Origin of the sequence: Vibrio sp. 10N.261.51.F12, assembly GCF_041471725.1 — a bacterium.
Classification (GTDB): domain Bacteria; phylum Pseudomonadota; class Gammaproteobacteria; order Enterobacterales; family Vibrionaceae; genus Vibrio.
Genome location: NZ_JBFROV010000016.1, coordinates 158622 through 184706 on the forward strand (window position 1 = coordinate 158622; position 26085 = coordinate 184706).

At 45.7% G+C, this 26085-nt stretch carries 21 protein-coding genes and 1 riboswitch; of the genes, 15 read left to right on the top strand and 6 right to left on the bottom strand.

Features of this window, described 5'->3' with window-relative positions:
- Positions 1-153: 153 nt before the first annotated feature.
- Positions 154-1041 carry a uridine diphosphate-N-acetylglucosamine-binding protein YvcK gene (yvcK, locus tag AB4405_RS11045; protein ID WP_372060812.1) on the bottom strand — a complete coding sequence of 296 codons (888 nt, stop codon included), beginning with the start codon at positions 1039-1041 and terminating at the stop codon, positions 154-156.
- A gap of 172 nt (positions 1042-1213) precedes the next feature.
- Positions 1214-1361: riboswitch (molybdenum cofactor riboswitch) on the top strand.
- On the opposite strand from yvcK, the gene moaA reads away from it, so the two are divergent.
- The 5 genes from moaA to moaE all read left to right on the top strand — a co-directional run bounded on the left by moaA (position 1350) and on the right by moaE (position 4108).
- Positions 1350-2339, top strand: a complete 990-nt coding sequence (gene moaA / locus AB4405_RS11050; RefSeq protein WP_102470389.1) for a GTP 3',8-cyclase MoaA — start codon at positions 1350-1352, stop codon at positions 2337-2339. Its footprint overlaps the riboswitch before it by 12 nt.
- Positions 2340-2391: 52 nt before the next feature.
- On the top strand, positions 2392-2904 hold the full coding sequence (moaB, locus tag AB4405_RS11055; protein ID WP_102470390.1) for a molybdenum cofactor biosynthesis protein B: 513 nt from the start codon (positions 2392-2394) through the stop codon (positions 2902-2904).
- A gap of 10 nt (positions 2905-2914) precedes the next feature.
- A complete protein-coding gene (gene moaC, locus AB4405_RS11060; RefSeq protein ID WP_102470391.1) occupies positions 2915-3394 on the top strand; it encodes a cyclic pyranopterin monophosphate synthase MoaC in 480 nt (159 codons plus the stop codon).
- A complete protein-coding gene (gene moaD / locus AB4405_RS11065) occupies positions 3391-3636 on the top strand; it encodes a molybdopterin synthase sulfur carrier subunit (RefSeq protein WP_372060813.1) in 246 nt (81 codons plus the stop codon). The genes moaC and moaD overlap by 4 nt, the downstream gene beginning before the upstream one ends.
- A 1-nt stretch (position 3637) precedes the next feature.
- Positions 3638-4108, top strand: a complete 471-nt coding sequence (moaE, locus tag AB4405_RS11070; protein WP_102470393.1) for a molybdopterin synthase catalytic subunit MoaE — start codon at positions 3638-3640, stop codon at positions 4106-4108.
- 96 nt (positions 4109-4204) lie between these two features.
- On the opposite strand, the gene AB4405_RS11075 is transcribed toward moaE, so the two are convergent.
- On the bottom strand, positions 4205-5011 hold the full coding sequence (locus AB4405_RS11075; RefSeq protein WP_372060814.1) for an HAD family hydrolase: 807 nt from the start codon (positions 5009-5011) through the stop codon (positions 4205-4207).
- A gap of 133 nt (positions 5012-5144) precedes the next feature.
- Positions 5145-5915 carry a family 16 glycosylhydrolase gene (locus tag AB4405_RS11080; RefSeq protein WP_372060815.1) on the bottom strand — a complete coding sequence of 257 codons (771 nt, stop codon included), beginning with the start codon at positions 5913-5915 and terminating at the stop codon, positions 5145-5147.
- A gap of 550 nt (positions 5916-6465) precedes the next feature.
- Between AB4405_RS11080 and AB4405_RS11085 the strand changes: the two genes are divergently transcribed.
- Complete coding sequence (locus tag AB4405_RS11085) at positions 6466-7476, top strand: glycosyl transferase family protein (protein WP_372060816.1); 1011 nt, start codon at positions 6466-6468, stop codon at positions 7474-7476.
- A 125-nt stretch (positions 7477-7601) separates the two neighbouring features.
- On the opposite strand, the gene AB4405_RS11090 is transcribed toward AB4405_RS11085, so the two are convergent.
- Positions 7602-10142, bottom strand: coding sequence for a molybdopterin oxidoreductase family protein (locus tag AB4405_RS11090; protein ID WP_372060817.1), 2541 nt, complete (start codon positions 10140-10142; stop codon positions 7602-7604).
- A gap of 414 nt (positions 10143-10556) precedes the next feature.
- Here AB4405_RS11090 and cobA point away from each other — a divergent pair, with 414 nt between their 5' ends.
- From cobA to AB4405_RS11115, 5 genes are all read left to right on the top strand, one after another.
- On the top strand, positions 10557-11387 hold the full coding sequence (gene cobA / locus AB4405_RS11095) for a uroporphyrinogen-III C-methyltransferase (RefSeq protein ID WP_372060818.1): 831 nt from the start codon (positions 10557-10559) through the stop codon (positions 11385-11387).
- Positions 11388-11409: 22 nt separating this feature from the next.
- Complete coding sequence (gene nirB, locus AB4405_RS11100) at positions 11410-13968, top strand: nitrite reductase large subunit NirB (protein ID WP_102470398.1); 2559 nt, start codon at positions 11410-11412, stop codon at positions 13966-13968.
- Positions 13969-14044: 76 nt separating this feature from the next.
- Complete coding sequence (nirD, locus tag AB4405_RS11105) at positions 14045-14380, top strand: nitrite reductase small subunit NirD (protein ID WP_372060819.1); 336 nt, start codon at positions 14045-14047, stop codon at positions 14378-14380.
- 183 nt (positions 14381-14563) lie between these two features.
- Positions 14564-16033 carry a NarK family nitrate/nitrite MFS transporter gene (locus AB4405_RS11110; RefSeq protein WP_372060820.1) on the top strand — a complete coding sequence of 490 codons (1470 nt, stop codon included), beginning with the start codon at positions 14564-14566 and terminating at the stop codon, positions 16031-16033.
- A gap of 122 nt (positions 16034-16155) precedes the next feature.
- Positions 16156-17910 carry a protein kinase domain-containing protein gene (locus AB4405_RS11115; protein WP_372060821.1) on the top strand — a complete coding sequence of 585 codons (1755 nt, stop codon included), beginning with the start codon at positions 16156-16158 and terminating at the stop codon, positions 17908-17910.
- 10 nt (positions 17911-17920) lie between these two features.
- On the opposite strand, the gene AB4405_RS11120 is transcribed toward AB4405_RS11115, so the two are convergent.
- Positions 17921-18178 (bottom strand): hypothetical protein, encoded by a 258-nt coding sequence (locus tag AB4405_RS11120; RefSeq protein WP_102470402.1) that lies wholly within the window; start codon positions 18176-18178, stop codon positions 17921-17923.
- A 276-nt stretch (positions 18179-18454) separates the two neighbouring features.
- On the opposite strand from AB4405_RS11120, the gene AB4405_RS11125 reads away from it, so the two are divergent.
- From AB4405_RS11125 to udp, 4 genes are all read left to right on the top strand, one after another.
- Complete coding sequence (locus AB4405_RS11125; RefSeq protein ID WP_102470403.1) at positions 18455-18871, top strand: CBS domain-containing protein; 417 nt, start codon at positions 18455-18457, stop codon at positions 18869-18871.
- Between the two features lie 90 nt (positions 18872-18961).
- Entirely contained in the window at positions 18962-20425 is a 1464-nt protein-coding gene (locus AB4405_RS11130) for an MATE family efflux transporter (protein ID WP_372060822.1), read from the top strand.
- A gap of 81 nt (positions 20426-20506) precedes the next feature.
- A complete protein-coding gene (locus AB4405_RS11135; RefSeq protein WP_372060823.1) occupies positions 20507-22822 on the top strand; it encodes a zinc/cadmium/mercury/lead-transporting ATPase in 2316 nt (771 codons plus the stop codon).
- Positions 22823-23087: 265 nt separating this feature from the next.
- Positions 23088-23846 carry a uridine phosphorylase gene (gene udp, locus AB4405_RS11140; RefSeq protein WP_102470406.1) on the top strand — a complete coding sequence of 253 codons (759 nt, stop codon included), beginning with the start codon at positions 23088-23090 and terminating at the stop codon, positions 23844-23846.
- A 274-nt stretch (positions 23847-24120) separates the two neighbouring features.
- Here the strand turns inward: udp and AB4405_RS11145 are convergent, their stop codons facing one another.
- Positions 24121-25650 (bottom strand): diaminopimelate decarboxylase, encoded by a 1530-nt coding sequence (locus tag AB4405_RS11145; RefSeq protein WP_372060824.1) that lies wholly within the window; start codon positions 25648-25650, stop codon positions 24121-24123.
- Positions 25651-26085 lie beyond the last annotated feature (435 nt).

Below are 26085 nucleotides of genomic sequence, written 5' to 3' on the forward strand. Positions count from 1 at the left end.
GGCAATGGGGCGCACATCGGGCAGTAAGATAACGATGCCGAATAAGCCTGTTCGGCATCGTTTTTTTAACCGATTTAACGGTTCAATCTCTTTAACTTATTGAATATTTTTGGTTAATTTAATAAGCCAATAAGCCAATAAGCCATTAAGCCATTAAGCCATTAAGCTGACGATGGCATGCTTGAGCTTTTCCCTATCATGTCGCCAATCACGGTTTGGTGACGCAAGTGGTATTGTCACGCAAGGCCAATCTTCGGTTAGCTCAGGGTGGGGTTCTTCTCCTAAAATGATATCGAGTTTGCGTCCTTGTAACGCTCGTTCACACCACTCCAGCTTCTGTTTCAGCGTCATACGGCCTGCAGGGCCATATTCAGGCGAAAGGTTTTCGACGAATACAATCTTTGCGTGGCTATTTTGATTCATCGCTTTACTCAGATCGGCGAGTAAAAGAGGCGGCATCACGCTGGTTAAAAAGCTTCCTGGTCCGAGAATAATGCAATCGGCGTTTAGGATTGCCTCTACGGCTTCTCTTGTTGCAGGCACGACAGGGTCTAAATCCAGACGTTGAAGATCCTCTTCCATTTCATCGACAGAGGTTTCGCCGGTGACCCAACGACCCTCAGTAGAAAGCGCAGTGAGATCCGCGGGGTGCTCTGACATTGGAATGATATTGACATCAACGTTAAGCATCCCTCTGATTAGATCAATCGCTTCTAGTGGGCGAACTGACAAATTATCGAGCGCCGTTAACATCAAGTTACCTAGGTTGTGACCATTAAGTTCGCCTGCACCTTTAAATCGATACTCAAACATCATGGAACTGATAGAAGGGTCGGTAATTAACTGATTGATGCAGTTACGAGTGTCGCCCCAAGCGATGCCGCCTTGGCAGTCTCGAATGCGTCCGGTGGAGCCACCATTATCGGTCGTGGCGACAATACCAGTGGCATTGCAACCAAAATCGGTGAGCGCAGCCAACATGCGCCCAAGCCCATGGCCACCGCCAATCGCCACGATTTTTTTTGATGAATATATGCTCATCTTTTCTTCTTCTATGGTTGTTTTATATCAATACGATAAGGGAAATTGTTCTACTGACATACTCAGCTATAATAAAAATGACGAATCTGTAAGGTTTTTTTACATTAGAGGTAGAAAACCGTACTGTAATTGAGTATTTTACTCACAAAAGCTGTCCTCGTGAATACAACGAAGATTGCCATAACTCCGAGCTTTATGTGCTAAGTCTTCGCTGGTATAAGCCAAGATATGCGCCTAGAGCCAGTGACAAACTGTCACCAGGGCTGGATTGGAAATGATCTCGCCTCCCGTATTTGGAAAGGTGTTCCATGGCGCAACAATTTGAAGATAAATTTCATCGCAAGTTTTATTACTTGCGCTTGTCTGTTACCGATGTGTGTAACTTTAAATGCACCTATTGCCTACCTGATGGCTATAGGCCGCCGGGTCACAAGCGCCCGGCTTTCCTGACATTGCCAGAAATCAAACGTGTGGTTACCGCGTTTGCAGATTGTGGCACGTCTAAGGTTAGGATCACAGGCGGTGAACCTAGCCTGAGAAAAGATTTCCCAGAAATCATCGAAACGGTTGCAAATACGCCGGGTATCGTCAAAGTGGCGACGACAACGAATGGCTACCGTATGGCCAAACAAGTCGATCGATGGCAAAGTGCAGGTCTTACTCATATCAACGTCAGTGTTGATAGCCTTGATCCGCGCATGTTTCACCAGATTACTGGTGAGAACAAGTTTAGGGAAGTGATGCAAGGAATCGACCGAGCGCTTGAAATTGGTTATAACCAAGTCAAAGTCAACGTCGTCTTGATGAAGGACCTTAATGCGAAAGAGCTACCAGCGTTTCTGAACTGGATCAAAGACCGACCTATCCAACTGCGTTTTATCGAGCTTATGCAAACAGGCGAGATGGACGATCTATTCCAAAAACACCATGTATCTGGCGTCGACATTCGAAATCAATTGATTGCCAATGGTTGGATTTTAAAAGCAAGAAGCGAGAACGATGGCCCTGCGCAAGTCTTTGTGCATGCCGACTATCGTGGTGAAATCGGTTTGATTATGCCTTATGAAAAGAATTTTTGTGAAAGCTGCAATCGCTTGAGAGTGTCGGCGATGGGCAAGCTCCATCTATGTTTGTTTGGAGAGCATGGCGTTGAATTGCGCGATTTACTTCAAGAGAACGAGCAAGAACAGGCATTGATTGAACGTATTCAAGCACAATTACAAACCAAATCAGTGAGTCATTTTTTACAGGATGGAAATTCTGGAATGACACCACATTTAGCCTCAATTGGCGGTTAGTCACTAACCGCTCCATAAATTATAATTAAATCTTTGATAGGGTGAACAAATCATGGGTCACGCAGAAAGCAAATTTGTGCCTGCTAACATTGCAGTGCTAACCGTTTCTGATACACGTACAGAAGACAACGATACCTCAGGTCGTTACTTAGTTGAGAATTTACAAGATGCGGGCCATACACTGGCAGACAAGAAGATTGTCATTGACGATATCTATCAAATTCGCGCCATTGTTTCACAATGGATCGCAGACGAATCGGTACAAGCGGTAATGATTACCGGTGGCACTGGCTTTACATCTCGTGATAGCACGCCAGAAGCACTCGTCCCACTTTTTGATAAGCAAGTTGAAGGGTTTGGTGAGCTATTCCGTCATGTTTCATATGAAGAAATTGGCACGTCAACTATCCAGTCTCGCGCGATTGCGGGCTTTGCTAATCACACTGTGATTTTCGCAATGCCGGGCTCAACCGGTGCTTGCCGTACTGGCTGGACTAAGATCATCAAACAGCAGATGGATGCGAGCCATCGTCCTTGTAACTTTATGCCACACCTAAGTATCTAAGGGAATCAGGATGTCAGAATTCACTCATATTAATGCATCAGGTGAAGCCAACATGGTGGACGTCTCTGCAAAAGCCGAAACAGTGCGTGAAGCGCGAGCAGAGGCTTATGTTCACATGGCTCCTGAAACACTAAAGATGATTACTTCTGGAAATCATCATAAAGGTGATGTGTTTGCCACGGCGCGTATTGCGGGAATTCAAGCCGCAAAGAAAACGTGGGACCTGATCCCTTTGTGTCACCCTTTACTCCTTTCCAAAGTAGAAGTTCAACTGGAAGCCATTGTTGCGGAGAACAAAGTTCGCATTGAGTCTGTGTGTAAGCTCGCGGGTAAAACCGGTGTAGAAATGGAAGCCCTCACTGCAGCATCAGTGGCGGCTTTGACTATCTACGACATGTGTAAAGCTGTGCAGAAAGATATGGTGATTGAGAACGTTCGTTTACTTGAAAAAACCGGTGGGAAATCAGGACACTTTAAGGTGGAATCATGATCAAAGTACTTTTTTTCGCACAAACAAGAGAACTGATCGGTGTCGATAGTGTTGAACTTGAGGGTGACTTTTCATCTATTGAAGCGGTTCGCGCTGAGTTAGCAACCCAAGGCGATAAATGGGCGCTAGCATTGGAAGCGGGTAAGTTGTTAGCGGCGCGTAACCAAGATATTGTCGCGATGACGGAAACCGTGGCTAGCGGTGATGAAATTGCCTTCTTCCCCCCAGTGACAGGAGGTTAGTATGAAGCCAAGAGTAGCCGTACAAGCCGCCGATTTTAATGTTGGCGAAGAGTATGACGCATTGGCGCAGGGTACGGCATCTGGTGCTGTGGTCACGTTTGTTGGTAAAGTTCGAGACATGAACCTTGGCGACGACGTGATTGGACTTTCGCTAGAGCATTACCCTGGTATGACAGAAAAGTCGCTAGAAACGATTTGCGATGAAGCCGAAACGCGTTGGCTCCTAAACGGCATTCGTGTCATTCACCGTGTTGGTGATATGGATGCAGGCGATCAAATCGTGTTTGTTGGTGTGTCGAGTGCACATCGAGGTGCGGCATTTGAGGCCTGCGAGTTTGTTATGGACTTCCTAAAAACCAAGGCACCGTTTTGGAAAAAGGAACGAACGACACAAGCAACTCGTTGGGTTGACTCAAGAGAGTCTGACGCCCAAGCCGCATCAAGGTGGCAACAAGACGGTGAGTCGAATTAAATCGTCATTATTGACGGTTTAATTGTCGGTAGAAGAACGTTTAAAAAGCCCGCCCTTACCTTATCAAATAATAAGGCTGAGGGCGGGCTTTTTGCGTTAACTAAGCGTTGCTAAATATTCACTGATCACGGTATGGACACCTTGCTCGCTATTGCTTGGTGCAGAAAATCGTGCGTAAGTTTTGACTTTTTCGTGCGCGTTCTCAACCGCATACGAGTGGTAGCTAGCTTGAAGCATTTCTACATCATTAAAGTAGTCACCAAAGCTCATGGTCTGTTCATGAGTGAACCCAAGCGTGTTTTGTAGGTACTGAATAGCGGTACCTTTAGACGCTTCGGCGTTCATGACATCAAGCCAAATCTTGGCACTCACTACGACTTGATGGGAATGACCAAATTGTGACTGGATTGAAGGGTAGACGTGTTCCTCACTACCATCAAAGTGACAGATTGCGACCTTTATGAAGGTATCATCAATATTGAGTAGGTCGGTAACCGATTGACGGCGATGATAATACTTAGCAATTTCTTCTAATGCTTTTTCATCTTGAGTTTCAATGTAGGCCGATTGTTTACCACACAAAACCACATGCGTATTTGGGATTTTTCGCGCTTCGGTAATGATATGATGAATGGCGGCCTTGTCGATAGTGCAGCTATACAACTCGACGCCTTTGTGCATGACCAACGTTCCATTTTCCGCAATGAACATCATATCGTCTTGAGCGGGTAAAAATGTCTCGAGCAAGCTGTAATATTGGCGACCTGATGCAGCGCAAAAAATGATACCTTTCTCGGACATTTGGCGATGTAACTCGAAGAATGTAGGGTCCAATTGTCCGTGTTCGTTTAGCAAGGTGCCGTCCATATCGGAGGCAATAAATTTGATGTCATTAATGGGCATTCATGCGTACTCTTCAGGGATATACTCAGAGTATAAAGGCATTTATTTTCGAGTCCTAACACAATTTCCTAGGCCCTACCGTCCCCCTATCTTCTTGTTGGCTACCCCGTGACTTGTATACGTCCCGATGATTTTATTTGTTACATCGTGACTTGCTGTATTTAAAGTTTCTATAGTAAGCCGAGTGCTTAATACCAATGTCAGCCTTATATTCCCCAGCCCAATTGCTGATACTTGGATCGGTTGCCCAAACGTTCATCATTGCTCTTAGTTTTGTATCCGACGTCATAGGGATGGGGAGGCGCTCAGAATGGCGAACGTTATACACGACACTGCCGTCGATATACCAACGAATGGCACGGTGATTCCATTCAATAGCATAGGTATGAAATTCCTCAGAGGCATCAAAATCTAGATAGTGAATGTGCTCATTTTTTTGTTGGTAGTTGTCATCGTTTGTCCAAAAATTAAATTGAACCATATTGGTATTAGCGCCAATAAACTCAATGTCTATTTCGTTGTGCACGCCATTACCGTCTTCTGGCTGATCATAAGGGCCCGCAAACAAGAAAAAAGAACTGATAACACCGTCTCCTTTGACGGGTTTCATTTCGATTTGAAAACAGCCGTTGCCATAGAATCCCAGCGTACGGATCTCGCCTGAGAGAATGTCTAAATAACCATGCTCATCCTCACGGTTTTCTAGATGGATGGCGAGCCCACTGTTATTGAACTCGACTTGAGTTTGCTGCCAGCGATTTAAGAACGGAAACCCGTTCTCCCATCCATCCGCCAGAAACCAGCGTTGTGGATCTAACTCAGCTAAAGGATCGGTAAATGACGTGCTTGCGTGTGACAGCGTGGTAAATCCGGCGGACAACATGAGTAGCGATTCCTTAAGCATTGACACTATCCTTAGTATGGTGGCTTGAAATGTTCATTTGATCATAGGATTTTTACGTCTTTTCTCCATTGAATGGCCGTCTAGTTTTTGAGAATACGCAACAACACATTGCGCTATCTTGGTGCTCGCGCGTGATAGCTGTGCATGTTAAGTGATGGTTTTGTCTTTAACTATCTGATAATTAGATTAAAAAATTATGGAATGATAGTTGCTTGTACTATTTAGTGAATGGTTTGAGTCTATTCTTATAGGGCGGGACTCATCATATCGACAATCATGAGGACTTAAGACGTAACGACAATAGCGGAGGCCTTAGTCGCATACAAAAGGTCAAAAACAATACTAACAACGGTTGGCGATGGTGCAGTTCCTGAATATTGGGCTGCACCTTTTTTTTTGAGTGTACTGGCTCTTTTCTAATAATAATACCTGCAGTCATACTTAGCGAAAGGGCGGTTAACAACGAAACGAAAATTATAGGTTACGAGATGAAGTGACTGAATTACAATGAATCTATTCGTGTAATTTACTGCAAGATAAAGGAATGACCTTGTCAATTATTAAAGAATGCATCAGAACGGTTGGGCGTGGCTCACGTGGCCGAGGGCCTTTAACTCAAGATCAAGCAAGATTAGTCATGGAACAATACGTAGAGGGTCATATTGATGATGACCAAGTAGCGATGCTGCTCATGCTGATACGAGTGAGGGATGAAACCGCCGAAGAGATTGCTGGCTTCGTCGAAGCGTTAAAGCCCAAAGGGCATACTATCCATGCAGATTTTGACTGGCCTTTGTACGCAGGGAAGCGTGTTGGTCAAACATCTGGGAAACCGTGGCACTTACTCGCGGCCAGTATCTTGGCTGAAAACGGCGTTAAAGTATTACTTCATGGCGACCTAGATAAAGAAAGTGATCGTGTGCATGCACGCGACTGCTTGGCTTCGCTCAATATCGTTAAAGCGGATGATCTGACACACGCTCAGCAAATGCTGGAGCAAAGCAATATCGCCTATCTGCCACTTAGCCATTTTTGTCCATTAGCCAAGCGAATGCTGGACTGGAAGCATCGCTATGGGTTACGCACACCAATTAATACCGTTATTCGCGCGTTGAATCCCGCGAACGCTCCCTATGGCATGAGGGGAAGCTTTCACCCTGGCTTTCAAGAGCTGCATGCTCAGGTAGAACACCTACTAGCGCGCCATGCTGGTGGCGAGCATGATTATAAGCGAATGCTTTCATTTAAAGGCCAGTCAGGTGAAACGGAATTTAACCCGAAAGTGAGTCAGACAGTATGGTGGGTGGAATCTGATGTCGTTCATTCTACGTATATAGAAGAGACGATGCAGATTAGAGAAGAGCCCAAATATTGCCCGTTTGATACGCCAAGGGAAGAATGGGAATTAATGACCAATACCGTGGTGGCCACAGTGACGGCGGCGCTGTTTACTATATCGGGTGATTACCCATTATCAGTTCAAAAAGCGGAATCGTATTGGTCTGCTTATTGCAAAAAAACGCATAGCATCGATGTGACACCTTCTGCCGGACTATGCTAAGCCCAAGATGACAGCATCGGCTGTCATCTTTACGCGTTTGTCTTTTGATAGCGAGCGTAACAGTACTCGAGTAACCAACCGGTATCACTTTGGTTACTCGGCTTTACGCCATCGAAAGTGCTCGCCTACACCATCATAAAGTGTTGCTCTAATAGATCGACGTCTGGCTCAGAAACGAGCCTCATTAGCCAATCAACATCCAGCTCGGAAACAACCGTTTTTACGACAAAAGCAGAGTCGATATAGGCGGATGTGATCTGTGCTTGTCTAAACCCCTGAGCCGACTCGCCGCCATCGAAGGATAGGGTTTTGTCACCCTCAAGCGCCATATAAGCCGTCAACGCGACGATTAACTGCATCGGATTTTGCGGTGATGCAATTCGATATAAATAACCATTCTCAACCTTCTGCTGTGCCCAATATTCTATCGTATCTAGCGCCAATGGCTGCTGGCTAAATAGCAAAGCCTCGCATCGATGATGCCATCGTGTGATCGAAACCGGCGTGTGTTTAAATTCTGGTTGCCCGGAATGACGATCTGAATTGGGTTCGATGAGGGTACAGGGTTTGCTGTTACTCGCGGTTGAATCATTCCAATGGATGGGCATGAAAAGTTGGTTTGGTCCCATGGAGGTGGAGCAATGGACTCTTGCCTGTATTGACCCGAAGTGATTACTAATGGTTGCAATCTGCCCTTGCTCGAGTGAATATCGCTTTGCCGTTACTGGGTGAAGCGTGACATAAGGCTCGGGTGTATGAGTCGCCAGACTAGGTGAAAGGCCTGTGCGGCTCATGGTATGCCAGTGATCACGAGCGCGGCCGCTATTGAGGATCAATGGGTGTTGAACTGAGACCGAGTTTTTTGGTGATTGATGTCGAACACGAATAAATTGTGCTCGTTTATTTGGGGTGAAAAATTGATTGTCGCTAAACAAACGCTGATTGACGACACCAGATTGTAGCGTGGTGACTGGCCATTGCTGTGGTGAGAGTCGGCTATAACCTTGGTCATCAAGTGAGGTTAGCCCAATAAGGTTAAGATCCCGCTGACCCGCATTATTACCTAATGTGGTCATCGTGGCATACTCGCTAAAAATCTGGCCTTCATGCAGGTAATTGAAGGCGGATGCAAAGCCCATTTTTTTTGCGACTTGGCTGATTATCCACCAATCGGGTTTAGCGAGACCAGGGCTCGGTAAAATACGCCTTTGACGTGAAATTCGGCGTTCAGAATTGGTCACGGTTCCCGATTTTTCGCTCCAACCTTGTGAGGGAAAAATAACGTCAGCAAATTGTGTTGTTTCGGTATCTTGGATGCAGTCAGATACGACAACAAAGGGGCAACGACTAAGAGCCGCTTGGATTTTTTTGCTATCAGGGAGGCTAACGACGGGGTTAGTTGCCATGATCCATATTGCTTTGACGGTTCCAGATTCAATTGCATCGAACAGGTCAATAGCTTTTAATCCGGGCTTAGTGGCCAATTGGTCAGTTTGCCAGTAGTCACGGATAAGCGAGTGGTGCTGTGGATTATCAAACTCCATGTGACTGGCAAGCGTATTGGCGAGCCCACCAACTTCCCTTCCGCCCATAGCGTTAGGCTGACCGGTCACAGAAAAAGGCCCAGTTCCCTGCTGACCAATTTTTCCTGTGGCGAGGTGGCAGTTGAGAATGGCGTTGACCTTGTCGGATCCTTGACTGGATTGATTGACGCCTTGTGAGTATACGGTCACCACTTTGTCTGTTTTAGCAAACAAAGAATAGAAATGCTCCAATCTATCAGTATTGATGCCTGTAATCCCCTCAATATCGAGCTCCTTGCTGGCCGCATCTAGTGCTTGCTCAAAACCATCGGTGAAGGCAGCGATGTAGTCTTTGTCGAGGTGTTTGTCGCGGTGCAGGTAAGTCAACAAGCCATTGAACAGTGCTACGTCTGAACCGGAATGAATAGGTAGATGCAGATCGGCGATGTCACAAGTAGCGGTTTCTCGTGGATCAACCACAACAATCGTCATGGCTGGATTTTGTTGCTTGGCAAGGCGAAGGCGTTGAAATAGTACAGGGTGACACCACGCAAGATTGGAACCGGTAATAATGACAAGCTCGGCGTGCTCCAGATCTTCGTAGCACACAGGAACGGTGTCAGAACCAAATGCACGTTTGTGGCCTACTACGCTTGAAGCCATACATAAGCGAGAATTACTATCAATATTACCACTGCCAATAAAGCCCTTCATTAGCTTATTTGCCACATAATAATCTTCGGTCAGTAATTGACCCGATACATAAAATGCAACGGAATCTGGGCCAAATTGTTCAATGGTTTGTGTGAATTTTTTTGCAACATGGCTGGTGATGTCTTCCCAATCACATATCGTATCTGTGTACTCAACTCGCGAGTGGCTTTCTGAAGAGGTTGGTTGATAGCCCTTATCTGTAGAGGCATCAGGTGTTGTGTAGGAACGAAGGAGTGGGTAACGTGCTCGTCCATCGTGAATCACGGTTTCACCGAGCGCGATGCCTTTTGTACACAGCTTGCCATAATTAGAAGGGTGCGATTGATCGCCCCTGATTTCAAGGCGTCCTTTCGCCGTTGGGCGAGCTTCTACCCCACATCCAACCCCACAATATGGGCATGTCGATTTTGTCCAACCATCTTCATCCATGATCTCACCTTAAATCTTATAAAAAATCATATTGTGTATATTGAAGCAATTTGCGCGCCATATTGAATATAATGCCATAAACAGATGGTTTTGTGATTTAATTATTTAAAATCAGTAATTTAAATACATACCACTTTAGTGGTAGTTGTTATTTTGTGGTTATTTTAGAGGTATTGAGTGTGTGTGTGCACTGTTTTGGTTAAAAATGCACTAAAAGGGCTCAAAATCGCAGGTTTTTTGGTTGAGTGATTCTCTTGCGCTACATAGATGTGTGGTGATTGTTTTGTATAAGAGCATGAAATGTAACGAGTTGTTAAATTAATTAATGGTGGTGGGTTTGTATTGGCACTGTCTTTGCTCCTTGTTTTGGCAGAGATAATTAAAATGAGTCATTAATTGGCCATGGAGTGCAATATGAAAGGATTCAGCCAACAAGCCAAAGTATCGTTGATTGGCGCCGGTCCAGGCGACCCTGAACTACTGACCATAAAGGCAATGAATGCCATCCAGTCCGCCGACACCATCATATTCGACAATTTAGTGAGTGACGCGATATGTGCTCTTTTTCCAAGAACCTCGAAGCAGATCTACGTCGGCAAAAAGAAAGGGTGTCATAGCTCCACTCAAGAGGAAATTAATCGAGTGTTACTCGAGTGCGCTGATGCGGGTGAACATATTTGTCGAGTGAAAGGCGGGGACTCCTTTGTTTTTGGCCGTGGCGGCGAAGAGATGCTGTGGCTGAGTCAACACGGGGTAAATGTTGAGGTTATCCCAGGTATAACGGCGGCATCTGGTTGTACGACCTATGCCCAGATTCCTTTAACACATCGTGGGTTGGCACAGGGGTGTACTTTTATCACCGCTCATGCAGAGCGTGATCTAGACATCCAGTGGCGCGCTTTGGCACAACTCAACCAAACCGTTGTGATTTATATGGGGTTGAGCAAAACAAACCTAATATCGAACTCATTGATTGATGCCGGCCTGTCTCAGGACACACCGATTGCATTAATTGAGAATGGCTGCTGCCCGGACCAACGTACCATTATTGGTACGCTGAGTGAATTGGATGCGCTGAAACATCAACATGATGTTCAGTCTCCCGCACTGATTGTCATTGGTCAGGTTGTGACCGTAGCGGAGAAAATGCAATGGTTGGCGCAACGTTCATTGGACAGTGATTTTATGTCGAGCAGTACCCACGGTTTTGCCAAACAATCGCACAAATTAAAATTGACGGCTTAATATTTTTATAAGGAAGTAAATGATGAGCAAACAACGCATTGTTGTCGTTGGCAACGGAATGGTCGGCCACAAATTTATTGATTCGATTATTGCTGCCGAAACAGATGAGTTTCAAGTAATTACGTTTTCAGAAGAGCCAAGGCTTGCCTACGATCGTGTGCAACTCACTAGCTATTTTGATGAGGATAAAGGCGCACAACATCTTGCCTTAACGGATGAGGCATATTACCAAGCTAACGGTATTCAATATGTCCTTAACGATAAGGTTGCCCAGATTGATACGGCCAAAAAAATCGTGATAACGGAAAGTGGACGAGCTGAAGCATACGACAAACTCGTCCTCGCAACCGGGTCATTTCCTTTTGTTCCGCCTATTCCGGGTAACGATCAAACACATTGTCATGTTTATCGAACCATCGAAGATTTGGATGCGATAGAAGCATCCAGTAAAGAAGGGAAAAGTGGCGTCGTCATTGGCGGTGGTTTATTGGGCTTAGAAGCAGCTAACGCCGTTAAAAATCTTGGGTTAGATACCCATGTGGTTGAGTTTGCTCCTCGTTTGATGGCGGTGCAGTTAGACGATGGTGGCGGCGCGTTACTGAGAAGAAAGATCGAGAATCTAGGTGTGTCGGTGCACACGCAAAAAGCCACCACAGAGATTGTAGAAGGTAGCACATCGCGTTATCGAATGAATTTCGCTGATGGCTCCCATCTTGAAACTGACATGATTGTATTTTCTGCTGGTATTCGACCTCAGGATGAGTTGGCTCGTCAGTCTGATATTGCCATTGGTGAGCGAGGCGGGATTGTGATTGACAATCACTGCCAGACTAATATCGATAGTGTGTATGCCATTGGTGAATGTGCACTGTGGGATAACAAAATATTTGGTTTGGTTGCTCCTGGTTACCAAATGGCAAAAATAGCGGCTACGCATATTGTAAACCACGGCCAAACGGATGCCGAGTTTGTGGGTGCTGATATGAGCACTAAGTTGAAGCTGCTTGGCGTGGATGTTGCCAGTATTGGCGAAGTGCACGGACAAACCCCAGGCGCGCAATCCTATACCTATAACGATGAGATTGAACAAGTCTATAAGCGACTGATTATCTCAGAAGATGGTAAGAAAATTGTCGGTGCGGTGCTGGTGGGTGATGCGGATGCTTACGGTACATTGTTACAGCTCAAGCAAAATGATATGCCACTGCCGGAGAATCCGTCAGTCTTAATTCTTCCTAATGTAGCCGATGACAGCAGCGCTGGATTAGGCGTGGAAGCCTTGCCGGATAGCGCCGTGATTTGTTCATGTTTTGATGTGACAAAGGGTGATATTAAGCAAGCGGTCGCGAGTGGTTGTACAACGATGGCGTCTTTGAAAGAAACAACTAATGCTTCGACCGGTTGTGGGGGGTGTTCTGCACTTGCCAAGCAAGTATTAGATAGTGAACTGACGAGTTTAGGTGTCGAGGTGAACAATAATATTTGTGAGCACTTTACGTATTCTCGCCAAGAGCTCAGTGACATTATTCGAATCAGTAAAATTCGCACATTCGATGATGTATTGGCATCGCATGGCTCTGGCCTTGGTTGTGAGATTTGTAAACCGACAGTGGGTTCGATATTAGCGTCTTATTGGAATGATTACATCCTTGAAGACAACCTTATGGAGCTGCAAGACACCAACGATATCTACCTTGGCAACATGCAAAAAGACGGCACATATTCTGTGGTTCCTCGTATACCGGGCGGAGAAATAACACCAGACAAACTGATCGTATTAGGCGAGGTCGCCAAAGAGTATGACTTATACACCAAGATTACCGGTGGCCAGCGTGTCGATCTTTTTGGCGCTCAGCTAAACGAATTACCTGATATCTGGCGCAAGTTAGTCGACGCCGGCTTTGAAACGGGTCACGCCTACGGTAAGTCAGTTCGTACCGTTAAATCATGTGTGGGGAGCACGTGGTGTCGCTATGGCGTCGCAGACAGTGTCGGTTTTGCGATTGATGTCGAGAACCGATATAAGGGCCTGCGCTCACCACACAAACTCAAATTTGCGGTGTCCGGCTGTACTCGTGAATGCGCTGAAGCGCAATCAAAAGACATTGGCATTATCGCGACCGATAAGGGCTGGAACCTTTATGTGTGTGGTAATGGTGGTATGCGCCCTCGCCATGCGGATTTGCTGGCCACTGACCTTGATGAAACCACCTTACTGAAATATATCGACCGCGTTCTGATGTACTACATCCGTACCGCAGATCGCTTACAGCGCACGTCTGTGTGGTTGGAAAACCTAGAAGGCGGCATTGAATACTTAAAACAAGTGGTGGTCGAAGACAAGCTCGGCTTAGGTGCTGAGTTAGAAGCAGAAATGGAATCGAATGTGGGCAAATACCAATGTGAATGGAAAACGACGCTAGAGAGCCCTGAAAAGCTCAAGCGCTTCCAGCACTATATCAATAGCGATGAAAAAGACGCGAGCCTGCAGTTTGTGACTATCAGAGACCAGCGATTCCCGACTGAGTCGGAAAAACAAAAAAAGGTCTTAGAACAACGAATCGATGTGGTGGAAGTGTAGGGAGATTGCCCTTCATTTCGACCCAAATAATGTCAACGTATTTAATCAATTTGTTTATGAAAACTAGGAGATCTCAATGAATCAATGGACGACGGTTTGCTCAACCAATGACCTGGTGCCGCATACAGGGATATGTGCAAAGGTTGATCAACAGCAAGTGGCAATATTTTATTGCCGGCGCAGTGAGGCGTTATATGCTTTATGCAACTACGACCCGATAGGTCAAGCGTATGTGATGTCACGAGGCATTATGGGGTCAATGGAAGGGCAACCTTGCGTGGCATCGCCATTATATAAACAGCACTTTAACCTTGAAACTGGGCAGTGCATCGAAGAGCCCAGTTATCAACTGAAACGCTTTGACGTTCGAGTTGAAGGGAACGATGTTCAAGTTAAAAACCTAGCAGCGTAATGTGCCAGAGACGCATGTTTAAGTGATTGGAATTCGCAGCCTGTGGGAGTGAGGATGTAGGCCTCGCTCTAGGTTATTTCGTTCAGACTGTACCTTAGTTCAAATTGTACCTTCGTAAAGATTGTACCAATGCTTTGAAAGTCAGCCTGTGTGCTGCAATAGAAAAAATAAAAGGATTTTATTATGGAAAACACTAAGTTTTCGTTGTTCTCATTTACCGGAAAAATGAAGGTATTACATTTAAGTTGGATGGCTTTTTTTATTACCTTTGTGGTGTGGTTTAACTTTGCCCCAATGCTTCAAATGGTGAAAACCTCACTGGGGTTATCAACCGAAGAAATTAAAACGCTTTTAATACTCAATGTTGCTTTGACCATTCCAGCCCGTGTCGTTGTCGGGATGCTGACGGATAAATATGGTCCTAGAATCGTCTATTCAGCGCTGCTTGCCGTGTGTTCCATTCCTTGTTTTATGTTTGCCTTTTCGGATTCATTCATACAAGCCGCGATTGCTCGATTCTTACTCGGTTTTATTGGTGCGGGCTTTGTCGTCGGTATTCGATTAGTCTCAGAATGGTTCCCTCATGATGAGCTTGGTACGGCCGAAGGCATTTATGGTGGGTGGGGCAACTTTGGTTCGGCCGCCGCCGCCTTTACTTTACCTACTCTCGCCTTGTTATTTGGTGGGGATGATGGTTGGCGCTATGCGGTGGCTATCACGGGTGTTATGAGCTTGGCGTTCTCATTTATTTTCTATAAGAATGTGAGTGACACACCAAAGGGTTCAACCTATTTTAAGCCTACGCATTTATCGGCGATGGAAGTGACGTCGAAAGGTGACTTCTTTATGTTGTTGGTCATGAAAATCCCAATGTATGCCGCCCTCGCTTTGTTGGCTTGGAAGGTGTCACCAGCGGGTATAAGCATGTTATCGGAGACCGCGGTAAGAGGCATTTACGTCGCGTTAGTCGCTTTGTATTTGTATGAAGTCACACAAGTTTGGAAGGTCAATAAGTCAGTATTCTCAGAGCCTGTCCCAGAAATTCACCAATATAAGTTTAAGCAAGTCGCAGTACTGAACGTTTTATACTTTGCGACGTTTGGTTCAGAGCTTGCGGTTGTGTCTATGTTGCCATTGTTTTTTTCTGAGACATTTGAATTAACGCCTGTTATGGCGGGAATGGTGGCCTCTGCCTATGCGTTTATGAACTTGATGTCTCGTCCTGGTGGCGGTTGGATTTCGGACAAATTCGGCCGTAAATCAACGCTTCTTATCCTCACGGCCGGTCTAGCGGTTGGCTATTTTGTGATGGGGCAGGTTGATAGCCAGTGGCCATTATGGCTTGCGGTCACGGCGGCTATGGTGTGTTCATTCTTTGTTCAAGCGGGTGAGGGTGCCGTGTTTGCTACTGTGCCACTTATCAAACGCCGTATGACGGGACAGATTGCCGGTATGACAGGAGCTTACGGCAATGTCGGGGCTGTAGTGTACCTGACCGTGTTATCACTGGTTGATTATCAAACGTTCTTTTTTGTTATTGCGGGAACGGCAGTATTAGGATTCTCGGCATTATTGATAATGGAAGAACCAAAAGGCCAAATTACGGAAATTAATGAAGATGGTAGCGTGACCCTAATTAACGTATCTCATTAATTATAAATCGGGAAAAGGGGGGGCTCAAATTGCCTCCCTTTGTTCAGAGGCCTCGCTAGCACGAGGCTTTTGTTCGACCAGTAGGTATGGGCGTGTGACATCAATAAAATGGTGAGGAAATAATGGTAGTTGCGGTGGATGAACACAAACGACCACTAACATTGAGGTATGGTGGACATTCGTTATCTGGGGCTCGGGAAGAGAATCAAGACGCGTTTGTTGTGCGGGTCCCTGAGAGTTTATCGGAAGCTGAGATAAAAGGCAGTATTGCCTGTATCGCGGATGGAGTCAGCTGTAGCGACCATGGCCAAAAAGCCAGTCACACCAGTGTCATGCAATTTGTGAGTGATTATTACGCCACGCCAGACAGTTGGAGTGTTAAGCATTCCGCTAGTCAAGTACTTACCTCGCTAAATTCATGGTTGTTCGAGCAAGGGCTAAAGCAGCAATTTCGTCACAATGGGTTAGTTACTACGTTCAGTTGTGTGATTTTTAAATCGAATACTGCGCATGTTTTCCATGTGGGTGACAGCCGCGTTTACTTGCTTCGTGCAGGCGCATTACGTCTTTTAACCCGTGACCATCAACGTGTGAATGGTGGCAAAAGTGCTTATCTGACACGTGCTTTGGGGATGGATACGAAACTTGAGGTTGATTATCAGTCGATAGAGTTAAACAAAGAGGATTGCTTTTTGTTTACCACGGATGGCGTTCACGATGTGCTGAGTGACGCGGCGATACGCCAAGTATGCAATCAAAGACAAGGCAGTTTGGAAGACAAATCCAAGCAACTTTGTCAGCATGCGATTGATGCTGGTGGACAAGATAACACGACATGTTTGATGGTGAGCGTGGATGCATTGCCTCATTTATCACTGATGGAATTTCAACAACAGGCTTTGAATCGCGTGATCCCTCCAGCGCTCAACATCAATAACCGAATTGATAATTATGTGGTGAAGAAAGTAATCCATGCGGGCAGTCGTAGCCATGTCTACGAAGTGCAAGAAGACGGGGCTGAACGTCGTTTGATTTTGAAAGCACCCTCTCAGCATTATATCGATGATACTGAAACCTTGGTGTCATTTAGCAATGAATATTGGGTAGGTAGCCGCATTAACAGTCAGCGAATAATGAAGGTTTACCAACAACCTAAGGCCTCCCCTTATCTGTACCATCTGTGCGAATTAGTGGAGGGTATGACCCTGAGGCAGTGGATGTATGATAACCCTAAGCCGGCTTTGAAGCAGGTCCGAGACATTATTGAGGCGTTGATCAAAGCGGTTCGAGTGTTGCAGCGTTTGGATATGGTTCACCGTGACCTTAAACCAGAAAACATCATGATGACTGATGACGGTTCGATAAAACTCATTGATTTAGGTGCGGTTTCTGTCAAAGGACTTGAAGAAACAGAACGCTCAAATCATGCTCATGCCCCTTTAGGTGCGGCAAATTATATTGCACCAGAATATTTATCAGGCGAATCGGCAACGACGGCATCGGATCTTTTTTCGGTCGGGGTTATTGCCTATGAGTTGCTTTGCGGAGCGTTACCTTACAAAGAGGTTAGCGCATTGTCGGTGCAGCAAGCACGACATCAAAAGTGGCAGTATCTCGGGATGGCAACACATAGGCAAGATGTGCCTTTGTGGTTTGAACTGGCGATTGAAAAAGCTTGTCACCCAAATCCAGCACTGCGGTATAGCGTTCTGAGTGAGTTTGTCGCGGATACTCATTCACCTAACGCTACCTTGTTGAAAGAGATAGAGGCCAGCCCCCTCATTAAGAAAAATCCATTACTGTTTTGGAAAGGTGTTGCGGTGTTTTTTGCGCTGTTGGCATTTGTGGAGTTGATTATTCTTACGCAAGCCAGTTAGCTCCCAACGATTATTTTACCCGCATGAGCTGATGCGTGTAATGACCAAAATTGAAAACCAGAACTTGAGAGCGTTTCATCTGTTCAACTTGCTCAAGCATGGCTGGTGAATAGCCCTTACGATGCATCCATTCAAGAGGGGCATCAAAACCATCCTCATTCACCACATAGGACTGATCTTTAAATAGAGATTCAGAAACATGGACAACCCAAATGCGAGAGCGAAACTCGATGGCTTCGGATAGTGCAGCAAGTATTTTCTTAAACAAAGGAGCCCTTCCGGAATGGGTTACCGATTATCGAAGAGGGATTGTGACAAATTTCTTAGCAGTAAGATACGCAAATCAGCAAGTTTCGTCTTACGCTTAAATCATCGTAGCACCCAAATTTAAGTGCTCAGAAGTGGTGTAAGCCACGTCGTAAATGGAGTTTTACCATTAATAGGTTTTCTCTATAAATAAAATTATTCATTCCTATTTAGCAAAATCAATAAATTAGACGACAATGAATAGAACAAAGAAAGTTTTTGGGTTAAGGAGAACAGCATGGAATCATTGAAAGTAAGAGACTATATGACCCAACGAGCGGTGACATTTACCGTCGACATGCCTCTAAGTGCCGCATTAGATAAGGTCATGAAGTCGAACCATCTCGGTGGTCCTGTTATTGACGAGAATGAGAAAGTGATTGGTTTTATCTCAGAACAAGATTTGCTTGAAAAGCTTGTTAAGGTGTCTTATCACTGCCAAGACACGCATACAGTCGGTGATTGCATGTACAAAGAAGTGCTGTCTGTGACACCAGACATGTCCATTATTGAACTTGCAGATATGATGAAAGTAGGTAAGCCCAAGGTATACCCTGTCATTGACCGAGGGCGTTTAGTGGGGATGATTTCAAGACGAGATGTGCTGCAAGCGATAGGTAAAACCCTAGAGGCCTGTTTCAAACACCCAGTATAAAGAGACATACATTCTTTAAGGCGCGCTAGCGCCTTCTTTTTTGCCAATCAACTCGCCTTAGTCTGAATTTACCTCACCTCAGGGATCGTCATGACAGAACCGTCTGCTAAGTTTCTCGAAGGATCCACTATGCGTCACATCCTGGTGATGTCTGGCGCTGGTTCCATTGGCTTAATGTCATTGTTCGTTGTCGATTTACTCGATATGTTATTTATCAGTATGTTGGGTCAAGTTGAACTGGCTGCCGCGGTGGGGTTTGCAGGCACGTTAACCTTCTTTGCTACATCGGTGTCAATTGGCACTTCTATCGCGATGGGCGCGCTGATGTCGAAAGCCATTGGCGCAAAAAATAGCGCGTTTGCTAAACAGATTGGTAGCAATGTTTTAGTGATTGCCTTTTTTATCAGCGTCATTGTGACCGTGACTATGTGTGCCTACATACCAGAATTGCTTACGGCTATTGGTGCGGAAGGCCGAGCGCATGAACGAGCCTCGGCTTATCTATGGATCATCATGCCCAGTACACCATTGATTGCGCTTGGTATGGCCAGTGGGGCAGGACTTCGCGCTGCAGGTGATGCCAAGCGATCGATGTGGGCGACTCTCTATGGTGGCATTGTTAATGCGATCTTAGATCCATTGTTTATTTTTGGGTTTGGTTGGAACGTTGAAGGTGCGGCGGTTGCTTCGGTTATTGCACGCTTTACCGTATTCTATTTTTCATTTATGCCACTGTTACGTGTACATCAACTGCTTTCTTTTCCACGATTCAGTGACGTGATGACGAACAGCAAAATGATTCTAGCCATTGCCTTACCTGCCATCATCGCAAATACGGCGACGCCAATTGGTAATGCGATAGTGACGACCTCAATTGCACAGTTTGGAGAAAACTTTGTGGCAGGTTACGCCGTTATTGGTCGGCTGACCCCAGTGTGTTTTGCTGTTATTTTTGCCTTATCAGGCGCTGTAGGGCCGATCATCGGACAAAATTTTGGTGCACTAAGAATCGACAGAGTTGAAGAGACACTGAAAAACTCGCTCATCGTGACAACCACTTATACTATAGCCGTGTGCCTGTTACTTTATTTGGTCAAAGATTATGTTATTGCCGGGTTCTCACTGACGGGGGATGCTGCACTGATAGTGGCGACCTTTGCTACTTATGTCGCGATTACGTTTATTTTTAATGGTGCATTGTTTGTCGCCAACACGTCATTTAACAATTTAGGCAGACCACTCTATTCCACGGCTTTAAACCTTGGTAAGGCAACCGCAGGTACATTGCCATTTGTCTACTTTGGTGCTCAGTGGTTTGGGGCGTTAGGTGTTCTTTACGGGCAAGCGCTGGGGAATATTGTCTTTGGCATACTGGGCATGGTGGTTCTCAAGTATCATATTTTGGAACTCAGACGTACAGGACAGTGTGCTCAGCAAAAAGACCCAAGCTTAACCAGTGTGAATTCACAGCCATTCTGTACCCATGATGCGGTGTTGATTGAAGATGTCGCCAAAAATAAACCAGGGACGTCCCCGGTAACCTTAATTGATTAATTAATCCTTGACCTTGGAGTTAGCTCTAAGGTTTAAACTTGTGTTATACGAATCAGGTTTAGGTCAGTTAAGGATAATCTTATGTGCAGTAAACATGCAGCATGCCGAACTCAAAAAATTAGTGCAGTACGCCCAATTGGTGCGGGCTGCACGACCCCAACCATTGGCGCGATAACGCCGGTTACAGAAAAAACCGCCTCCGATTGCTGTTCAGCTAGTGGTGATTGCAGCGCCCCAGAACCAGAAGACCCCCTTGTTGTACAGCCCAAACCTGAAGAGGCGTTAACACAGCACTCTTGGAAAGTCGTTGGTATGGACTGCCCGGCGTGTGCACGTAAAGTTGAATCGGCAACCACAAAAATTGCAGGGGTAGTCAGTGCTAAGGTACTCTTTGCGACTGAAAAATTGGTGATTCGCGTTGATGACCTCACTGCGGTCCCTGCCGTCGAGTCCGCTGTCGGCGACGCTGGTTTTACGCTTCAATCCTTAAATGGCGGCTCATTATCAAACACTGCCCCGCACCCTCAACAAACAGGGTGGCGAAAAACTCTATCGGATAACGCCCATATATTAGCCATTTCTTTAGGTATGCTGGTGGCGGCGGTGATTCAGACACCATTTCCACAAGCAAGCGAGTGGTTGTTTGTCCTCACCTGTTTGCTTGGTCTTATGCCGATTACGAAAAAAGCATTCAAATTAGCAAAATCAGGTACCCCGTTTGCCATTGAAACCTTGATGAGTGTGGCGGCAATAGGGGCGCTGTACCTAGGTGAAACGGTCGAAGCAGGTATGGTGCTGCTATTATTTTTGATTGGTGAGCGCCTAGAGTCTTTTGCCGCATCGAAAGCAAGAAGTGGTGTTCAGGCCTTGATGTCATTGGTGCCGGAAGAAGCCACTGTCATTATCGATGGGGTACGCACAAAGAAAAGTGCTTCGGATCTTCAGCCTGGGGATTTGATTGAAGTGGCCGCGGGTGACCGGCTTCCTGCTGATGGGGTGCTGGTGTCAAGCAATGCGAGCTTTGATGAAAGCGCATTAACGGGAGAGTCTCTCCCTGTCGAGCGCCAGGTGGGTGACGGTGTTATGGCAGGTGCTGTGGTCACGGACAAAGTCCTAACACTGCGAGTCACATCCAAACAAGGTGAGAATGCGATTGACCGTATCTTACATCTCATCGAAGAGGCCGAATCTCGTAAAGCACCCATTGAACGTTTCTTAGATAAATTCAGTCGCTGGTACACCCCGCTAATGATGGTGGTGTCGTTGCTGGTGATTATCATCCCGCCACTTTTGTTCGCTCAACCTTGGGAAACCTGGGTTTATCGTGGGCTTGCATTATTATTGATAGCTTGCCCATGCGCACTGGTGATTTCAACGCCCGCAGCCATCACTTCAGGCTTAGCGGCGGCTACTCGACGTGGCGCACTGATAAAAGGGGGCGCAGCATTAGAGCAACTTGGCAATGTTAATGCGATTGCCTTCGACAAAACGGGCACGCTGACGTTAGGCCGTCCACATGTTACCGATACAGTCGTACTGACAGATTGGACGGCTGAAAAACTCCTGAGTGTTGCAGGAGCGATTGAATCAGGGTCAAATCATCCCTTAGCGACGTCGCTGGTGCGACATGTCGAGGAATTGGGTATTCACATGCCCGACGCTACAGAGAAAAAAGCGCTTGTCGGAGTTGGGGTTGAGGGGATTGTTGAAGAGACAAGATATACGCTACTCGCCCCAACTAAGGCTGAGTTTACGTTGCAAGCGGTAATTCAATCTCAGATAGCAGAGCTAGAGGACCAAGGTAAAACCGTGGTGGTCCTCACCGATACGGACAAAGCCATTGGGTTGATTGCGTGGCGTGATGAAGTGAGAGGCGACGCTGCACAAGCTATCGAAAGACTCGCGAAGCTAGGTATTGAAACCGTTATGCTCACTGGTGACAATGAGCGAAGTGCTCACGCCATCGCAACGCCGCTTGGAATGGACTATAAAGCCAGTTTGTTACCTGCGGATAAAGTGTCGTATGTGAACGAGTTAGCTCAACACCAACGAGTGGCGATGGTAGGGGATGGCATTAATGATGCACCTGCGATGAAAGCGGCAAATATTGGTATCGCCATGGGGGGAGGCACAGACGTCGCGCTAGAAACAGCGGATGCCGCGCTAACACATAATCGACTCGCAGAGCTTCCGGTTATGGTTGAACTATCAAGAGCAACGCTGAACAATATTAAGCAAAATGTCACGCTAGCGTTGGGATTAAAAGGTGTGTTTTTAGTGACGACCTTATTGGGCATGACGGGTTTGTGGGTAGCGGTGTTAGCAGATAGCGGAGCCACTGCGATTGTTACACTTAATGCGCTTCGCTTACTTAGACATAAATCTAAATTCGACTAAGCTACAAGCATTGAACGCTCTTTTGGTAGAGCGTTCTTTCCAGCTGGCTGGATGGTTATCGATTGGTTGCCATATTCATCAAACCGTATTGATATCATCTAGAATGGATTAAATTGACCGCAGTTATCAATAAAAGTGTGATGCCAACCGATTTATCGTGTAATGAAATGAAATATTCATAGGTAAAGTGTGATCTATGAACGGAAAGGCATGACGTTATCTTATAAGCTTAATTCCATAACTAAGAGATAAAAGGAACCACCCTATGTCACAAGCTGTTTTCCATTTAGGCGTAAATCAAGACGATCTACAAGGCGCTACATTGGCTATTATTCCTGGCGATCCTGCACGTGTTCAAAAGATTGCAGAGTTAATGGATGAGCCCGAGTTCCTAGCGAGCCAACGCGAATACACGGTTTATCGTGCTAAATTGGATGGCCAGTCAGTGGTGGTTTGTTCGACTGGCATTGGCGGTCCATCAACGTCAATTGCTGTTGAAGAGCTTGCGCAATTAGGCGTACGTACTTTTCTACGAGTTGGGACAACAGGCGCAATTCAATCTGACGTGAACGTTGGTGATATGATTGTTACTACGGGTTCAGTACGTCTAGATGGTGCAAGTTTGCACTTTGCTCCGATGGAATTCCCAGCGGTGGCAGATTTTGATGTAGCGACTGCCATGAAACAAGCCGCGATTGATGAGGGCGCGACCGTTCATACTGGTATCACAGCCTCAAGTGACACTTTTTATCCTGGCCAAGAGCGTTATGATACGTTTTCTGGTCGAGTGGTGAAGCGCTTCCAAGGTTCAATGCAAGAATGGCAAGACATGGGTGTGCTTAACTTTGAGATGGAATCTGCAACGCTACTCACCATGTGTGCCAGTTCCGGTTTACGCGCCGGTTGCGTTGCGGGTGTGATCATAAATCGTACGCAAAAAGAGACACCTGATCATGCTACGTTGAAAAAAACGGAAGCACGTTCAATTAAGGTCGTCGTAGAAGCTGCACGTAAAATGCTATAAGTTTTGTTGCTACTCTATTGAAATCAAAGCCTTTCGTATTGCGAGAGGCTTTTTTATTATTGGCAGCGGTCTCCGATTAAAATAAACGGCTGCTGCCCTTAGTCGCTACTGTGTTGAGCAAACACTATTTTACTTTAATCAACGTTTACTTGCTTAATTGGCTTTATCGGTGCGCTGATGCACCGTTTTAAATCTGGCTGGACACAAATGCTATCCCCATAAAAAAACCTCTCGCGGAAGCGAGAGGTTTTATGCGTCTATTCACGTTGAGTGATTAGGCTTTAGCTTTAGCCGCTTTCTTTTCAATCGCTACTTTTGCTTTTTTGAAACGCTCTGGAAGAATTTGTGTAGCAAATACATCTTCAACCGTTTCAGCGCGTTTGATTAGCTCAGCTTCGCCATCTTTAACCAATACGGTTGCTGGGCGTGGTAGTGAGTTAAACTGGCTTGCTTGAGACTCAGCATAGTGACCCACATCCATGATGGCCAATACATCGTTTGGTACCAGCTTCGGCATAACCGCGCCACTTTCCCAGATTGATGGGATACAGATTGGGCCAGATACCTCAGTAGTACGAGCCACAAGTGGTTGAGTCATCTTGTTAGCAGGAAGTACAGGGTTCTTGGATTCTTGAGACTCAACAAGCGTTGCTAGGTAAGTTGACGCATCAACCATGGTGTAGCTGTAGTCCATCTCTTGGTCATCTTTCACGACGTACACAGAAGTAAGAAGTGTACCGATGTTACCTGCAATGTAACGACCTGGTTCTAACCACAATTGTGGAAGCTCAAAGCTTTCTTTGTTGAATTCTTCAAGCATACCGTTACATACGATTTTCGCGTAGTCTTCGATAGTGTTGGAGTTCATCATGTGCTCTTTGCTACGACATTCTGGCTCACGCTCACGTGGCCAACCGCCGCCTAGGTCAACCTGGAAAGGTTGAACATCACATGCGCGAGAGATCTCGATAACATCACGAGCATACTGACGGTAAAGTGCATCCCAACCTTCAGGTTGCTTAGAGAAACGACCTAGGTGAGTGTGGAAACCGTAGAATTCAAAGACATCAATTTCTTTTACGCGGTTAACAATTTTCTTCGCTTCTTCTTTAAGAAGACCGAACTTGATCCACTTCATCGCGCCAATGAAGTTAGGGAATGGGTAAGCGTCAGGTTCGAAATCGTTGAAGAAATCTTCTGGGATGACTTTTAGACGAACCGCGATGCGTACTTTTTCAGCTGGCTTCACTTCACGAGCGATGCGCTCAACGATTTCAATTTCTTCATAAGAATCTAAGTGAACCGCGTAGCCGTATTCAATCGCTTTACGAATAGCAAGCTCAGGTTTAACCGTACCGTTAAGCGCGATGGTTTTTGGGTCAGCGCCTGCATAGTGAGTCGCTTCAACTTCACCAGGACCGAAACAGTCACCGCCAACGCCTTCTTCGTTACAAATGGCACGAACCGCAAAGTTAGTGTTTGATTTGATAGCAAACATCACGTTGACCGGCTTTGGCCAGTAGTTGCCAAATGCGTTTTTAACGCGACGCAGGTTGTTACGTAGCGTGTCTTCGCTGAGTACGAAAAGCGGGCTACCGTATTGCTCGATAAGGTCCGTTGCTTTACAGCCACCGATTAGCAAGTCGTCGCCTTGAGTGCTTAGCTCGTCTGTAGGAGTCAGGATGTTCTCTAGACGCTCAGCGTAGTTCATGGTTGCTTTGTGCTCTGCAAGCAGTTGTTTTTGCTCATCAAGAACAGTGCTAAGGCGATTTACGCTTTCTTCTAGGCGGTTTTGATATTTCATCTTCGACCCTTATTAGTAGTCACGGTATAGGTAATAAGAACCAGAATGTGGTATCTGGTTCTATTTATTGTTTGCTTGAGATGAATTGTAGGTAAGCAGATTAGAGTCATCACTTCACTGAGCGTCAAAAAATCTTACGCTGCGTGGATAAATTGACTTGAAATGTACAGGTTGTTTATTCATGTGGTGAATGCGTTAATTCTTCATGAACATTTAATCGAGATTCGACGGAGATAAATAAGTATTCCACACACTTTATATTAGGTGGATTTTATTATTTTCATATGATTAAAGTAACAGCAATGGCGAGTTACTTTTAGAGTGAGAGTATTTTACTTTGCGGCGAAGCTTGTTACTTAAATGAATGTTGTTGTTTTTGTGTTAATTATTCTGTGTGTTTCATGAGTCGAATAGTACTGTTTTATGAGCCGTATA

Coding starts and splice junctions, on each gene's coding strand:
- yvcK (WP_372060812.1), bottom strand. CDS start 1,041: ATGAGCATATATTCATCAAAAAAAATCGTGGCGATTGGCGGTGGCCAT.
- moaA (WP_102470389.1), top strand. CDS start 1,350: ATGGCGCAACAATTTGAAGATAAATTTCATCGCAAGTTTTATTACTTG.
- moaB (WP_102470390.1), top strand. CDS start 2,392: ATGGGTCACGCAGAAAGCAAATTTGTGCCTGCTAACATTGCAGTGCTA.
- moaC (WP_102470391.1), top strand. CDS start 2,915: ATGTCAGAATTCACTCATATTAATGCATCAGGTGAAGCCAACATGGTG.
- moaD (WP_372060813.1), top strand. CDS start 3,391: ATGATCAAAGTACTTTTTTTCGCACAAACAAGAGAACTGATCGGTGTC.
- moaE (WP_102470393.1), top strand. CDS start 3,638: ATGAAGCCAAGAGTAGCCGTACAAGCCGCCGATTTTAATGTTGGCGAA.
- AB4405_RS11075 (WP_372060814.1), bottom strand. CDS start 5,011: ATGCCCATTAATGACATCAAATTTATTGCCTCCGATATGGACGGCACC.
- AB4405_RS11080 (WP_372060815.1), bottom strand. CDS start 5,915: ATGCTTAAGGAATCGCTACTCATGTTGTCCGCCGGATTTACCACGCTG.
- AB4405_RS11090 (WP_372060817.1), bottom strand. CDS start 10,142: ATGGATGAAGATGGTTGGACAAAATCGACATGCCCATATTGTGGGGTT.
- cobA (WP_372060818.1), top strand. CDS start 10,557: ATGAAAGGATTCAGCCAACAAGCCAAAGTATCGTTGATTGGCGCCGGT.
- nirB (WP_102470398.1), top strand. CDS start 11,410: ATGAGCAAACAACGCATTGTTGTCGTTGGCAACGGAATGGTCGGCCAC.
- nirD (WP_372060819.1), top strand. CDS start 14,045: ATGAATCAATGGACGACGGTTTGCTCAACCAATGACCTGGTGCCGCAT.
- AB4405_RS11110 (WP_372060820.1), top strand. CDS start 14,564: ATGGAAAACACTAAGTTTTCGTTGTTCTCATTTACCGGAAAAATGAAG.
- AB4405_RS11115 (WP_372060821.1), top strand. CDS start 16,156: ATGGTAGTTGCGGTGGATGAACACAAACGACCACTAACATTGAGGTAT.
- AB4405_RS11125 (WP_102470403.1), top strand. CDS start 18,455: ATGGAATCATTGAAAGTAAGAGACTATATGACCCAACGAGCGGTGACA.
- AB4405_RS11130 (WP_372060822.1), top strand. CDS start 18,962: ATGACAGAACCGTCTGCTAAGTTTCTCGAAGGATCCACTATGCGTCAC.
- AB4405_RS11135 (WP_372060823.1), top strand. CDS start 20,507: ATGTGCAGTAAACATGCAGCATGCCGAACTCAAAAAATTAGTGCAGTA.
- udp (WP_102470406.1), top strand. CDS start 23,088: ATGTCACAAGCTGTTTTCCATTTAGGCGTAAATCAAGACGATCTACAA.
- AB4405_RS11145 (WP_372060824.1), bottom strand. CDS start 25,650: ATGAAATATCAAAACCGCCTAGAAGAAAGCGTAAATCGCCTTAGCACT.